This is a genomic window from Streptomyces tubbatahanensis, from assembly GCF_022699385.1.
Lineage (GTDB): Bacteria > Actinomycetota > Actinomycetes > Streptomycetales > Streptomycetaceae > Streptomyces > Streptomyces diacarni.
This window is the reverse complement of the sequence record NZ_CP093846.1, coordinates 6,388,873-6,402,431: the sequence shown is the minus strand read 5'-3', so window position 1 is coordinate 6,402,431 and position 13,559 is coordinate 6,388,873. Positions and strand designations below refer to the sequence as shown.

At 74.7% G+C, this 13,559-nt stretch carries 10 protein-coding genes and 1 pseudogene; 3 read left to right on the top strand and 8 right to left on the bottom strand.

Annotated features, from left to right (window positions below; translation table 11 throughout):
• The 3 genes and pseudogenes from MMF93_RS27450 to MMF93_RS27440 all read right to left on the bottom strand — a co-directional run.
• The gene (locus MMF93_RS27450) at positions 1–1,332 is read right to left on the bottom strand and encodes an MBL fold metallo-hydrolase (RefSeq protein ID WP_423835538.1); all 1,332 of its coding nucleotides are present in this window, start codon (positions 1,330–1,332) and stop codon (positions 1–3) included.
• Positions 1,333–2,607, bottom strand: a complete 1,275-nt coding sequence (locus MMF93_RS27445; RefSeq protein WP_242755638.1) for an aminotransferase class I/II-fold pyridoxal phosphate-dependent enzyme — start codon at positions 2,605–2,607, stop codon at positions 1,333–1,335.
• A 568-nt stretch (positions 2,608–3,175) separates the two neighbouring features.
• A pseudogene (locus MMF93_RS27440) lies at positions 3,176–3,961 on the bottom strand (SigB/SigF/SigG family RNA polymerase sigma factor); the annotation flags it as partial.
• A 281-nt stretch (positions 3,962–4,242) separates the two neighbouring features.
• Here MMF93_RS27440 and MMF93_RS27435 point away from each other — a divergent pair.
• Positions 4,243–5,052 (top strand): methyltransferase domain-containing protein, encoded by an 810-nt coding sequence (locus MMF93_RS27435; RefSeq protein WP_242755636.1) that lies wholly within the window; start codon positions 4,243–4,245, stop codon positions 5,050–5,052.
• A gap of 78 nt (positions 5,053–5,130) precedes the next feature.
• Positions 5,131–5,487: a VOC family protein gene (locus MMF93_RS27430; RefSeq protein WP_242755634.1), complete on the top strand. Its 357-nt coding sequence runs from the start codon at positions 5,131–5,133 to the stop codon at positions 5,485–5,487.
• Between the two features lie 99 nt (positions 5,488–5,586).
• Here MMF93_RS27430 and MMF93_RS27425 read toward each other — a convergent pair whose 3' ends face one another.
• The 3 genes from MMF93_RS27425 to MMF93_RS27415 form a co-directional block, all read right to left on the bottom strand.
• A complete protein-coding gene (locus MMF93_RS27425; RefSeq protein ID WP_242755632.1) occupies positions 5,587–7,578 on the bottom strand; it encodes a DUF5107 domain-containing protein in 1,992 nt (663 codons plus the stop codon).
• A gap of 222 nt (positions 7,579–7,800) precedes the next feature.
• Positions 7,801–8,709 (bottom strand): arginase family protein, encoded by a 909-nt coding sequence (locus tag MMF93_RS27420; RefSeq protein WP_242755630.1) that lies wholly within the window; start codon positions 8,707–8,709, stop codon positions 7,801–7,803.
• Complete coding sequence (locus MMF93_RS27415; protein WP_242755628.1) at positions 8,706–9,530, bottom strand: 4'-phosphopantetheinyl transferase family protein; 825 nt, start codon at positions 9,528–9,530, stop codon at positions 8,706–8,708. Before MMF93_RS27415 ends, MMF93_RS27420 begins: the two co-directional genes overlap by 4 nt.
• Positions 9,531–9,897: 367 nt before the next feature.
• Here MMF93_RS27415 and MMF93_RS27410 point away from each other — a divergent pair, with 367 nt between their 5' ends.
• The gene (locus MMF93_RS27410; protein WP_242755626.1) at positions 9,898–10,812 is read left to right on the top strand and encodes an aminoglycoside phosphotransferase family protein; all 915 of its coding nucleotides are present in this window, start codon (positions 9,898–9,900) and stop codon (positions 10,810–10,812) included.
• A gap of 168 nt (positions 10,813–10,980) precedes the next feature.
• Here MMF93_RS27410 and MMF93_RS27405 read toward each other — a convergent pair whose 3' ends face one another.
• Positions 10,981–11,514 (bottom strand): DinB family protein, encoded by a 534-nt coding sequence (locus MMF93_RS27405; protein WP_242755624.1) that lies wholly within the window; start codon positions 11,512–11,514, stop codon positions 10,981–10,983.
• Positions 11,511–13,553 carry a prolyl oligopeptidase family serine peptidase gene (locus MMF93_RS27400; RefSeq protein WP_242755622.1) on the bottom strand — a complete coding sequence of 681 codons (2,043 nt, stop codon included), beginning with the start codon at positions 13,551–13,553 and terminating at the stop codon, positions 11,511–11,513. The genes MMF93_RS27405 and MMF93_RS27400 overlap by 4 nt, the downstream gene beginning before the upstream one ends.
• Positions 13,554–13,559 lie beyond the last annotated feature (6 nt).

The window sequence follows — 13,559 nt, the reverse complement described above, 5'->3', positions numbered from 1 at the left end:
CTAGGGGTGCGCGGGTTCCAGGACGCGGGAGGCGCCCACCGGAAGGTCCCACAGGTCCTCGCGCGGGAGCTCCGCCTTGCGCCAGGCGGCCCGTACCCGGGTCAGCGGCTCCAGCGGGGGCTCCTCCGAGAGCAGGAACGTGGACCAGTGCATCGGCGCCATCCGGCGCGCCCCCAGATCCTGGCAGGCGCGCACCGCCTCCTCCGGATCCGTGTGCACCGGACGCAGCATCCAGCGCGGGTCGTAGGCGCCGATCGGCAGCAGCGCCAGATCGATGCCCGGAAAACGGCGGCCGATCTCACCGAACCAGTGCCCGTACCCGGTGTCGCCCGCGAAGTACACCCGCTGCTTGTGCCGGTCGGTCAGCACCCAGCCGCCCCACAGTGAGCGGCAGGTGTCGGTCAGGGAGCGCTTGGACCAGTGGTGCGCCGGCACGAAGTCGAAGCGGACCCTGCCGCCCCCCGGCTGCGCCCGGGACGAGCCAGCGGGAGACGGCAGCTCGGCGCCCTCCCACCAGTCCAGCTCGGTGACGGTGGTGAAGCCGCGCTTGCGGCACCAGCCGCCCAGCCCCGCGGGGACGAAGAGAGGCGTGTCACGCGGCAGCCTGCGCAGCGTCGGCGCGTCCAGGTGGTCGTAGTGGTTGTGGGAGATGACGACCGCGTCCACCGTCGGCAGGTCCTGCCAGGCGACGCCCACCGGGGTGACCCGGGCGGGCGTACCCAGGATCTTCCGCGACCAGACCGGGTCGGTCAGCACCGTCAGACCGCCGATGCGCACCACCCAGCTGGCGTGCCCCGCCCAGGTGACGGCGACGGTGTCGGGCCCCGGATCCGGCATCGGGCCCGGCGCGAAGGGCAGCTTGGGGATCTCCTCGGCCAGCGCGGAGGAGACCGGCCGCACCGCGCCCTCCCTGGCCAGCCGGGCCAGCGCGCGGACACCGGGCAGCGGCGAGGTCAGCCGGTCGGCGAAGGAGCGCGGCCACATGCGCCGCGCCCCCACGGGGCGCGGCGGGGACACGGCGGGCGGCGGCGGCCGCAGGAGCACGTCGGTCGGCCCGTGGCGGGCCGCGCCGCAGGCGGACGCCGGTCTTTCCGACGGCTCACCGCCCGACGGGGGGCTGTCAGGCGGGGGGCCGTCCGGGAGCGCGCCAGTCGACGGGGAGTCGGGGGTGGGCCCGCCGCTCGACGGTGTACCGGGGGTGGGCCCGCCCGGCGAGGCCGTACCGGTCGACGGGGCGCTGGGGGGAGCGGCCCCTTCCCGTGCCGGGCTCTCGCCCGACGGGGACGCGGCAGTGGAAGAGCGCTCAGAACGCTGCCCGGTCCGATCGGTCATCTAGAGAGGGCTCCCATCCGTGAGGTCGGCCAGCACCGACTGCACCTGTGCCAACGCCTCGGCCGCGCCCGGCGATTCCTCCGGCACCGGCCCCGCGGGGCCGCGCTGCCGTGCCCCGGGCACCGGCCCGGCGTCGGCAGGCCCCGTGCCGGTGGAGGAGACGGTGGGGGCTACCGGGGCGACGGCGGCGGAGGGGCGGGGCGAGGCGCCGCCGAGCACCTCGCTCGACAGCCGCACCCGCAGCTCACGTGGATCGTCACCGAAGCGGTGCCCGCCCTCCGCGTACGGCCCGAGACGCCGCACCAGCTCCGCCTCCAGGCCCGGCGCGTCGGTGATGCCGCGCGCGGCGAGCCGGGTCCTGAGCTGGTCCAGGTCGGCGTAGAGGTGCCGGCCCACGTGGGGCGGGCGGCAGGTGGCTCCGGCCTCGGTGACCGCCCCGTGGAGCATGCCGGCCAGCCGGCCGTGCCGACGGGCGTCGGCGTCCCGGCGGGAGCACAGCTGAGCGGGCTCGGACAGCGCCGCCTCGGCCGCTTCCGCCGCCCGCTCCGACAGCCCCGAGCCGAGCAGGCCCAATACCTCGTACACCTGTTCGCCGAGGAGTGCGCCGTCGCGCGTGGCGGAGAACCGCGCGACACCCGCGCGCAGGTCGGGCTGCGCCAGCGCGGCTCCGAGGTCGGTGAGGTCGGTGAGGACCACCACCTGCTCGGGACGGCCCGCCTCCGCCAGCATCTGGGCCGGACTGACCACGACGGTGTCTCCCGCGGCGTGCGCGGTGTCGCGCCACGTCTCGTCGCTGACCAGCAGCAGGTTTTCGGCGACGGCCGCCTCGCACACCTCGTGCAGCAGTTCGGGCGGTGCGGCCGTGCCCGTGACGTCGTCGGCGACGGAGAGCACCAGCGCGCGCGGCGCCTCCCCGGCCGCACGCGCCCTGCGCACCGTCTCCAGCAGCGCGAAGGGATCGGGCACACCGCCGCACTCGGCGGGCACCGGCACCGTGCGCACCGGCTGGCCCAGCAGGTGCGCCTGCGGCGCGTACCACGACGCGCACGGGTGCGGCAGGAGCACGCCCGCCGCACCCGGCCGCTCCTGTCTGCCCGCGGCCGCCAGGACGGCGAGCAGCAGCAGTGGCGCCGCGGGGGCCACTGCCACCTGCGCCGGCTCGGTCGGCAGGCCGCGACGCCGCCAGTACCCGCACGCGGACTCCCGCACGGCGGCCAGGCCGGCCAGGGGGCGCGGGCCCGCGCCCCCTCCGCTCCCCTGGCCAGTGCGCCGCATATGTGCCGCCTACCCGTAGATCAGACAACCGTCTTGTGTACACCTTCGCAGACGGCGGTGACACCGGCATCGCCGACACGGAGGCACCGTGCCGGAGCACCGGCGTCTCGGCGGCCGGCCGCGCTCCCGTCCGGGACGGGGCTCCGGGTTCTCAGCCGCGGGCCGTGACCGGAGCCGGGGTGTGCGCGCGTCGGGCGTGCCCGCCCGTCCCGGAGGCCTGCCGGTGCTCCCGGCTGCCGTCCGCGACGGTGTTGGCGCGCGTCTTGGTGTTCGTGCGCGTCTTGGTGTCGGCGCGCGTCTTGGTGCCGGCGCGCGTGTTGGTGTTCGTACGGCGATGAGCCGCGTACCGGCGCAGGTCCTTACGCCGCCCGTCGCCCTCGCGGGCGGCGCTGCGGGCGCCACAGGGCGCGGGTTCGGCTCCCGGGCCCCGCCTCGTCACCCGCACGTCCGACTCCGAGGCGTCGGACACCTCGACTTCCTGGGCCTCCTGGGTTGCCTGGGCCCCCTGGCCGTCGTGACCGTGGGCGCCGGGCCTCGCCGCGCCGGGCGCCCCGCGTTCGAGGCGCCGGTCGGCCTCCACCTCGTGGTGGATGCGGCTGCACGTGCGGCTGATGAGCCGGGAGACGTGCATCTGCGAGATACCGAGCTGTTCGGCGATCCGGCTCTGCGTCATGTCGCAGAAGAAGCGCAGGTAGAGGATGCGCCGTTCGCGCTCCGGCAGCCTCTGCAGGCGCGGTTTGACCGCCTCGCGGTAGACGACCTGGTCGAAGCCGGGTTCGGAGCTGCCAAGTGTGTCGACGAGGGAGTACCCGTCGTCCGCGCCGGGAAGTTGCGCGTCCAGTGACAGCGTGCTGTAGCTCTCCAGCGCCTCCATGCCGAGCAGCACGTCCTCCTCCCGCAGCCCGGCGTGCTCGGCGATCCGCCGCACGGAAGGGGTGCGCCCGTCGAGCGAGTGGCTGAGCTCGCGCTGGCTGACGCGGACCCGGTTGCGGAGCTCCTGCACGCGCCGGGGCACGTGCAGCCCCCACATGTGGTCGCGGAAGTGCCGCTTGACCTCGCCGACGATGGTCGGCACGGCGAAGCTCTCGAACGCGCAGCCGCGCGAGATGTCGTACCGGGCGACGGCCTTGACCAGGCCGAGCGCGGCGACCTGCTGGAGGTCTTCCAGCGCCTCACCCCGGTTGCGGAAGTGCCGGGCCAGCCGCCCGGCCATCGGCATCCAGGCCCGCACCACACGCCGGCGCAGCTCTTCCTTCTCGGGCCCGTCAGGCAGCGCGGCGATACGGCGGAAATCCTCCGCGGTGTCGGGCGCGTCATCGTGCGGGTGCCTCGAGCGCTTCGTACGAAGGGTCATCGGCTGTGCTCCCCTCCCGGTCACGTCGTCGGACGGACACCGCGGGAGCGAGCACCGGCGGGGCACGAACGACCCTGAGGCGCGCGCGTCTTACCCGCGGGTGTGCCTTCTTGCCGAAGCACGGGCGCCCGGGTGCCCCGCGTCGCGCAGGGCAAACCAGCCGTGTGCCAGGCCATCCACCAGGGCGCACAGCAGCCACAGGCCTCGGCTGCGCGCCCACCCGTGTCCACCATGTGAAAGATGGTTGCTCACATGGCAAGACGACTCGTTAGGCTGCCCACATGGCACACGAGACCGCCGTATACACCCACGGCCACCACGAGTCCGTCCTGCGCTCGCACCGCTGGCGCACCGCCGACAACTCCGCTGCCTACCTGCTCGGCGCGGTGCGCCCGGACCACCGCGTCCTGGACGTCGGCTGCGGGCCCGGCACCATCACGGCCGACCTCGCCACCCTGGTGCCACAGGGCACGGTCACCGGACTCGACGCCGCCGAGGGCGTACTGGCCCAGGCCCGCGAGACGGCGGCGGAACGCGGGGTGAGCAACACGGAGTTCACGACAGGCGACGTCCACGCTCTCCACTTCCCCGACGACAGCTTCGAGGTGGTCCACGCGCACCAGACCCTCCAGCACGTCGGCGACCCCGTCACCGCGTTGCGCGAGATGCGCCGGGTGTGCGCGCCCGGCGGAGTGGTCGCCGCCCGCGACGCGGACTACGGCGGAATGTTCTGGTACCCGCAGGTGCCCGGCATGGACGAGTGGCTGGACCTCTACCGGCGGGTCGCCCGGGCCAACGGCGGCGAGCCTGACGCCGGACGCCGACTGCACGCGTGGGCGCGGCAGGCGGGCTTCGCCGATGTCGAGATCACCACCGGCACCTGGTGCTTCGCCTCACCCGGGGAACGCGCCTGGTGGAGCGGGCTGTGGGCGGACCGCACGGTGGACTCCCGCTACGCCACCGTCGCGGTGGAGTCCGGCCTGGCCACCCGGCAGGAACTGCGCCGCGTCGCCGAGGCGTGGCGGACCTGGGGCGCGGAAGAGGACGGCTGGTTCACCGTCGTCCACGGCGAGATCCTCTGCCACGTGTGAACGGAAACGCCGTACGGGGCAACTCCCCGCCCCTCGCCGGGTTTCGGCGGGGCCCGCGGCCCGTCCTAGGGTAGGGCCATGGATATTCTGGGGACCTCGCTGCGTATCTGCGTCGACGATCTGGACGCCGCGGTACCGGTGTACGAGCGGCTGGCGGGTACCGAGGCGGCGCGCTTCGAGAACGGCTCGGTGGAGGTCGCAGCCGTGGGCCCGTTCTTCCTGATGAGCGGCCCCGAAGGGCACTTGGAGGTGCTCAGCAAGATCAAGGCGACGCTCGCCGTGAAGGACGTCGACGACGCGCTGGCCGACCTGCACACCGTGGGAGCCCAGATCATCGCGGGCCCCAAGTCCACGCCCATCGGCCGCAGTCTGGTGGCCCGCCACCCGGACGGCAGCGTCTTCGAGTACATGGACAGGAAGGACGCCCCGGAGTGAGGTCCCTTCCAGGCATGTGACGCACGCGGCGGTCGCGAGCCGCCCCCGCCGCCAGCCCCGCCCGAGGGCCGCGGGGCTGCCGGCGGCGGCTCTGCGGGGCTAGGGACGCATGCGGAAGTCGTAGCGGTCCGGCAGGGGTTCGTCCGTCAGCGCCGCCCAGGTGTCGCTCAGCACTTCCTCGCCCTCGCGCAGGTCCTCCACCTCGAAGTCGCTGTCGAAGACGGCGCGGGCGCCCGCGATGTCACCCCGCGCCAGCAGGACGCGGGCGCGCAGCAGCCGGAAACGCCCCCGCTCGCGCTCGGCCGCGGGGAGCTCGTCCAGCACGGCGGCCGCCTCGCCGGGGCGGTCCGCGGCCAGCAGCGCCTCGACCGCTTCGCGCGCGAGCGCGCCCAGCGCCGCCCTCGCCGGGACCCGGCCGGCGTCCAGGCTCTTGCGCGCGTCCGTGACGGCGTCGAGGCTTCGCTGGGCCGCGCGGGCCGTGTTCCCCTCCTGCTGGTCGGCGACGGCCAGACAGCGCAGCGCCGGCCAGCGCGCGCCCCCCTGCGCGGAGTCGAGGGAGCGTTCCCAACTGCGCACCGCCTGGGACCGGTCCCCCGCGTGCCACTGCGCGACACCCAGGTGGTGGTCCAACTCGTGCCGGGCCGCCCCCTTCGCGGCGTGCGCGGACTCCAGCAGCTCCCGCCACTCGGCCGCGACCAGCGTGGGCCCCGGCGGGCTGCCCGCGGGCCCGCACGGCAGCGCACCGGTGCGCAGCAGCTCCGCCCACGGCCGCTGCTCCTCACCCATCGTCTCCGCCGCGAACGGGGTGCCGGGCAGCGTGAATCCGCCGCGCTGCACCTCCAGCGCGCCCCATCCCGAGCCGACCGCCAGCGGCTCCCCCTCGGGGTCGGCGTCGGCGTACGGCCGCCACGCCTCGTACGCCTCCTCCACGCAGGACCGGGGCAGCGCGGCCTCCAGCCGCTCCTCGGTGTGGCCGCGCGCCGCCGCCCAGTCGGCGCCGTGGACGGCGGCGGGGTCGGTGGCCAGCGGACCGTAGGCCTCCAGCCAGGCGAACTCACCGCCCGCCTCCAGCGGGACGTGTTCGAGCTGGGTGCGTGCCAGACCCGCCTGGATCTCGACGTATCCCGGCGTGCCGGGCTCCGTCAGCCACCGCTGCCAGCGCCTGCCGCCCGGACCCGAGCCCCAGACGAACAGCTTGCGGCCGCGCAGCACGTCCGTGGAGGTCTGGACGAGTCCCTGCCCCTTCTCATCGAGCGAGGCGATCCACTTGCGGGCGCCCTCGGGCACCTCGTAGAAGTAGTCGGCGGGGAACCGGCTGTGCAGCGGATAACTGAGGTCCGTGCCGCGCCACTCGGGAACGGGGATGCGGCGCAGCCGGCGCTCGTAGGCGAAGTACCAGGTCTCCTCGGCGGGTGCGAGAACGCGTGTGCCCTCGTCCTCGGGGACGGCGATGTTCGACCACCAGTAGACCGGCACGGTGCGGTCGTGCGGATTGCGGATACGGGCGCCCACGTACAGGAAGTCGGACTCGTCGGGCAGCCACAGGTCCACCTGGAACGGGGTGTCGCGCAGCCGCTCCCACTCCCACAGCCGCACCATCGCGCCGTCCCCTCCGGGTGCGGGCACGCGCGCCGCGTGCAGGGGAGCGCAGGAGAGCGTCGTGTGCCCCGTCGCACCGATGTTCCACTCGATGCCTCCCGAGTACCAGGCGCCGTTGAGGGCGAAGTCGGCCGGCTGGAAGACCGGGTTGGCGTAGAGGAGTTCCTGGCCGCTCGGCTTGTGGAAGAGCGAGGCCACGCGCCCGCCGAGGCCCGGGAGAACGGTGACGCACAGGCGGTCGTTCTCCAGGACCAGGGTGTCGAGCGGGGCAGGGGCGCGCCGCCGCCCGTAACCGTCGAACACCCGGGCAGGCAGCACCGAGCGCAGCGGGCCGTATTCGACCTGGCGGGCCATCTCGGCGGGCAGCGCGGCGCGTTCGGACTCCTCCAGGGTGTGGGCCTCGTCCAGCGGCAGCAGCGCGGGCAGCGGGTTCTCGGGGCCGAGTGGCGCGACGGGCAGGGTCCGGGTGCTGCGTCGTACGGTCGTGGCCACGGGCAACCTCGCTTCTTCACGCGTCGTCCACGGGCGCCGCCGCCTGACCGGGACCCCCGATGACCATGGAACACGCTCGGCCCCGCGTGCGCCAGATCCTTTCCGCGCCTCTCCGCCGCCGCGCCTCCCCCGGCTGGTTGCGGAGCATGCCGGCTGTCCGCGACGGAGCAGGGCGGTCCGCGTCGGCCGGTGCCCTCGGCTCTTGCGCGCCGAGGGGTCGCCTCAGCGCAGCACCTCGGTCAGCAGTTCGGCGAGAAGTCGCGCACCTGGCATCTCCGCCGCGTCCCTGTCCGGGTCGTAGACCGTCAGCTGGAAGCCCGCGCAGCGCGGTGACGCCACCAACGGTGCGAGGAGAGCGCGCAGTTCTCCCGGGAAGAGGCCGCCGGGCTCGGCGCTGTCCACCGCGGGCAGCACGGTCGGGTCGAGCACGTCGGCGTCCAGGTGCACCCAGAAGCCGTCGCGGCCGCCCGACTCCAGCCGGTCGAGGGCCTCGCGCGCCACGGCCTGGGGGCCGCGCTCACGCACGGCCGCGACGGCCGCGTGTGCGATCCCGTGCTCCGCGAGTTCGTCGAACACGTTCTCCGGTTCGTTCTCCGGGTCCCGCAGCCCCAGCAGCGCCACATCGGCGTCCCGCACGAGCGGACCCCGCCCCTCCAGGTCGGCCAGGTCGCGCTGCCCCCGCCCGGTGGCCAGCGCCAGGGCCTCGCCACCCGCCGCGCCGATCCGCGCCGAGTTTCCCGGGTGCCGGAAGTCGTCGTGCCCGTCGAGATAGGCGAGGCCGTAGCGCCCGACGCGGCGCAGCGCCAGCGCGGTGCCCAGCACGATAGAGCAGTCGCCCCCCAGCACGACGGGGAAGTCGCCCGCACGTACGTGCCCTTCGAGCCGGTCGGCGAGGCGGCGGGCGTATCCGGCCAGTTGCTCCGCGTGGAAGACCCCGTCGCCCGGCTCCCACCCGCCCAGGTCGTACCGGGGAGCGACGACGACCCCGCCGTCCACGGCGTCGAGCGCACGAGGCAGCCCCTGGTCGCGCAGGGCACCCGGCAGTTTGCCGCAGCCCGGCACGGTGCCGGGCGCCGGAGGGCGCAGCCCCAGATTGGCGGGCGCCTCGATCACTACGGTGCGCCGGCTCATCGCGACTCGCTCTCCCCCGGCCCACGCCCGGGCGGCGCTCCCGGCGGCGCTTCCGTCGGCGATCCCGTCGGCGCTTCCGTCAGCGATCCCGTCGGCGCTTCCGTCGGCGATCCCGTCCGCGAGGCGGCGTCCGTGCCCTCACCGCGCGCCTCGCTCTGCCGCAGTGCGCTCGCAGCCGCGTAACCATCCGGCACCGCCAGATCGGCCAACTGCCAGCCGGGGACCCGGGCGGGCCGCTCCAGCGAGCTGACGTACGTGAGGGCGGGGTCCTCCCCCAGACCCGCCCCGGTGCCTTTCAGATAGGCCTCCTTACGCGTCCAGCAACGGGCGAACGCGGCGGGCAGCGCGTCCGGCGCGAGGGCGGCCAGTTCGGTCTGCTCGCTCGGGTGGAGCGCGGACGCGGTCTGGATGGCGGCGGCGACGGACGGATGCTGCTCCACGTCCACACCGACGGGTGCGGCGGCGAACGCCAGCGCCACCAGGTCACCGGCGTGCGAGAGGGAGAAGTGCACCGGGTCTCCAGGCACGGACGGCCGCCCGTGCGGACCGTCGCACACAGGGCAGTCGGCACGGGTGAACGGCACGTCCTGTGGGGCGAGGCCGAGCAGCCTGCCCAGCTCCTCGCGCAGCGCCAGGTGCGCGACCAGATAGCGGTCGCGGTCGGCCTGCCGTACGAACTTGGCGGCACGCTCGCGCTCTTCCGCGGAGAGCGGTTCCTGCGCACCTGGCGCCGCCGCGGCGGCAGCGTGCTCGGACACGCGCACGAGGCGCACGACAGGAGAGCGGCGGGGCTCGTTGGTACCGGAGGCGGCACTCGTCATGCGGTGACCGTACCCGAAGGAGTGAAGCGCCCACGCGCGAGTCCGCGAACACACGAACGAAAGGCGTCCCCCTACGGTGGGGCCCAGGCCGTACCGGCCGAAGCGGTGGCGGGCGGGCTTCCCCACGACCACCACCGCAGCTCGCCTTCGTCCCTCAACCCTCGTCCCTCGACCGTCGTTGCTCAACCGTCGTCCCTCGACCATCAAGGACTGTGCCGTGACCGACCTCTCCTCCGAGGCACACACCCCCTCCCCTCCGCGGCCCAGCCCTTCCGCCTCCCCCCGGCGCTCGGCACTCGCAAGTTCGGCACTCTGGAGCGCGGCACCGGCTGCCCTCTTCCCGCGGACTCTGCCGGTGCTCACCGACATGAGCCGCACGGACAGCGGACGCGCGTGGCTCACCGGCCTGCCCGCGCTCGTCGAGAAGATGCGCGCACGGTGGCGACTGCGTCTGGGAGCGCCCTTCCACGGCGGCAGCTGTTCCTGGGTGGCCCCTGCCGAACGAGCGGACGGCAGCCGAGCCGTACTCAAGCTGACGTGGCCCCACCCGGAAGCCCGCACGGAGGGCACCGCGCTCAGCCTGTGGAACGGCGACGGCGCCGTCCGCGTGCACGAACAGGACGCGGAGGACTACGCGTTGCTGCTGGAGCGAGTCGAACCCGGCGCCGAGCTGGGCCGCTCCGACCACCTGCCTGCCGAGGACCGCCTGCTGTCGGCCGCCGAGGTGCTGCGCCGCCTGTGGTCCGCCGACGCGGCCAAGGCCGCCGAGCTCGGGGTCGACGCGCTGGCGGACATCACGGACGGCTGGGCCCGCGTGGCCGAACGGCAGGCCGCCAGGGCATGGCCCGCCGCACTGGACGCAGGTCTCTTCCGGCTTGCGGAGCGGCTGTACCGCACACTGCCGTCCACCGCCGCCCGCACGGTGGTCCTGCACGGCGACTTCAACCCCGGAAACCTGTTGTCGGCACCCCTGTCGGCCCGCCGCACCCCGTGGCTGGCCATCGACCCCAAACCGATGACGGGCGACCCCGCCTTCGATCCGTGGCCGCTGCTCGACCAGGTCGACGCCCCGTTCGCGCACCCCGATCCGCGCCGCGTACTCCGCCACCGCACGGCCCTGTTCGCGGACGCCGTGGGCGAAGACGTCGCCCGCGTCCGCGCCTGGGCGGTGGCGCGGCACGTCGAGTACGCGCTCTGGTCCGTGGACGAGGACGCCGACCTGCACCACAGCATCACCCTCATGCGGCAGGCGCGTGTCCTCGCCGACGTGGCGGCGCTGTGACCACCACGGCGAGGCGGGAACAGCCCACCTGGACCACCCGCTCGAGCCCCACCCGCCCAGGCCGCCCGCCCAGGCCGCCCGCCCGGGCCGCCCGCCCAGGCCCCGGCTCGGACCGCCGGCCCGGGCTCCTCCCCCGGACCGCCGCTCCCGCCTGTCACACGTGGGATGTCACTCCCCCGTGCCGCCGCCCGCCAGCTCGACGGCCACGTCGAGCTGGCCGACGTGCCGCGCGTACTCCTGGAGCAGGTGGAAGAGGATCCAGGCGAGGCTGGGGGCCTCCTCCGGGGTGGGGAAGCGGCCGCCGACCGCCGCCCTTCCGTCCAGCGCCGCGTCCGCCGTCGCCTGCCGGGAGCGGTCACACTGCCGTGTGAACGCCTCCAGGACCTCCTGGACGCTCATGCCGTCAGGCACGTACCAGCGGTCCGCCTCGGTGTCCGGCTCCCGGTCACCCCACGGATCGGCGACCTGTTCGGCTCGGAAGCCCCAGTGCAGCCAGCGCTGCTCGACGTACTGGAGATGGCGGATCAGCTCCAGTGGTGTCCAGCCGGAGGGGAGCCGGCTGGTGCGCAGCTCCTCCTCGGAGAGCCGGGCGGCCTTGCGCAGCAGGGTGCGGCGGTAGTAGTCGAGGTAGCCCTCCAGCAGGGCGTGCGGATCGGCCACGGACGGGCCGGGCTCGCCCTCGGGCAGCGGGGGCACGCTCATGGGCGCAGCTCCAGCTGCGGGATGTCCTCGCGGGCGAGCCCGAATGTCTGCGAGTACAGGGACAGTTCTGCCTCGACCGCACGGACGAGGGTGTCGGCCCTGCGGAAACCGTGCCCCTCCCCTTCGAACGCCAGATAGGCGTGGGGGACGCCCCGGCCCTTGACCTCCTCCAGAAAGCGGTCGCACTGGACGGGCGGACAGATCACGTCGTCCAGCCCCTGCAACAGCACGAACGGTGCCGCGACCCGCTGTGCGCCATGCACCGGAGAGCGCTCGCGGTACCTGCCCGGCACCTTCGCAAACGCGCCGACCAGGGACTCCAGATACCGCGACTCGAAGTCGTGGGTCTCCCCCGTGGCCCACCCCGCCAGGTCGAGGATCGGGTAGGAGATGGTGGCGCAGGCGTAGACGCCCTCCGCGAGCGGAGAGGTGAGGGAGGCCGCGCTGGTCCAGCCGCCGGCGCTGCCGCCGCGGATGGCGAGCCGCGCCGGGTCCGCGGTGCCTTCGGCGGCCAGGGTGCGGGCCACCGCGGCGCAGTCCTCGACGTCGACGACACCCCACTGTTCCCGCAGCCGGTTGCGGTACTGCCTGCCGTATCCCGTCGAACCGCCGTAGTCGACCTCGGCGACTCCGATGCCGCGCGAGGTGAAGTAGGCGATCTCCAGGTCGAGCACCAGGGGTGAGCGGCTGGTGGGGCCGCCGTGCACCCACACCGCGTACGGCGGCAGCTCGCCCTCGGGTGCGGTGCGGTCCGGGTGGTGCGGCGGGTAGAGGTGGGCGTGGATGTCCCGTCCGCCGGGTCCGGTGAACGTACGGATCTGCGGCTCGGGGTAGTAGGCCGGGTCCACGTGGTCCTCGTGCCGGGCCGCCAGGACGACGGTGTGCCCCGTCCTGGTGTCCAGCTCGACGATCTCGTACGAGGTGCGCGGACTGGCGGCGATGCCCACCACCCGGGAGTCGACCACGGCGAGCGAGGCCGCCCACTCGGTCCACGGCCCTGCCGCGTCGACGAGCTCCCCCGTCCGGGGGTCGAGCACGCCGAGCCGCTGGGCGCCTCGTCCGTGCAACGCGGCCACCAGTCCGCCGGGCAGCGGCGCGAACCAGCGCTGGCCGATCTTCCACGACGCACCGGCGAACTCCTCCGCGCGGGGGCACAGCGGCACCCGGGGAAGCGTCGGGCCCCGTCCCGGCTCGGCGGCTTCGGCTGCCTCGGCCGCATCGACGTCCACCCGCGCCAGGTTCCACCAGCCGCTCGCGTCCGTCGCCACGAGCAGCGAGCCGTCCTGGGCGAACTCCACCTGGGCGACGGACTCCTCGGGGCCGCCGGCGACCACGCGCGGGGTGCCGAGCGTGCCGTCGTCGAGGATCCGCGCGGTCATCACACGGGTGCCGTCCCACGGCATCGCGGGGTGGTCCCAGGCGAGCCAGGCCGCGCGGTCTCCTTCCGGGGCGAGGCGGGGGCCGGTCACGAACCGGTCGCCGTCCCCGGTCAGCTCCCGCACGCGGGTGCGGTCCCCGGCGGCCGATCCGTCGAGCGGGACCGCGGCCAGCATCCTGCGCAGCTCGGTCGGCGCCTCCCCGGTGAACTCCTCCAGCACGCACCACACCTCGCCCCGCTCGGGGAGCACGACGGGGTCGCACCAGCGCAGCCCCGCCTCCGTCACGTCCGAGAGCGGGGTCAGCGGGCGCGGCTCGGCGTCCGGGGCTTCGGGCTCGAAGGCGTAGAGCCGCTCGTCGGCGAAGTGGGTGAAGACGACCAGGGGGCCGCCCCGGGAACGTGGGGCGCCCGCCCAGGGCAGGCCGCCGTACTCGATGACGCGGTTGCGCACGTTCCACGGCGCGGGCAGCACGCTGGTGGCCGGCTGTCCGTCCGCGGCGCACCGCAGCAGGGCGCGGCGTCCGCCTTCCTCGGGGCGCGGCTCGGTCCACCACAGCTCCTCGCCGACGGAACCGAGGAACTCGGGCCGCCCGTCGTGCGCGGCGACGGTCCGCGCGTCGATGGGTGAGGGCCAGGTGCCGTAGGGGGCTTGGGAGGTCACGGGTGG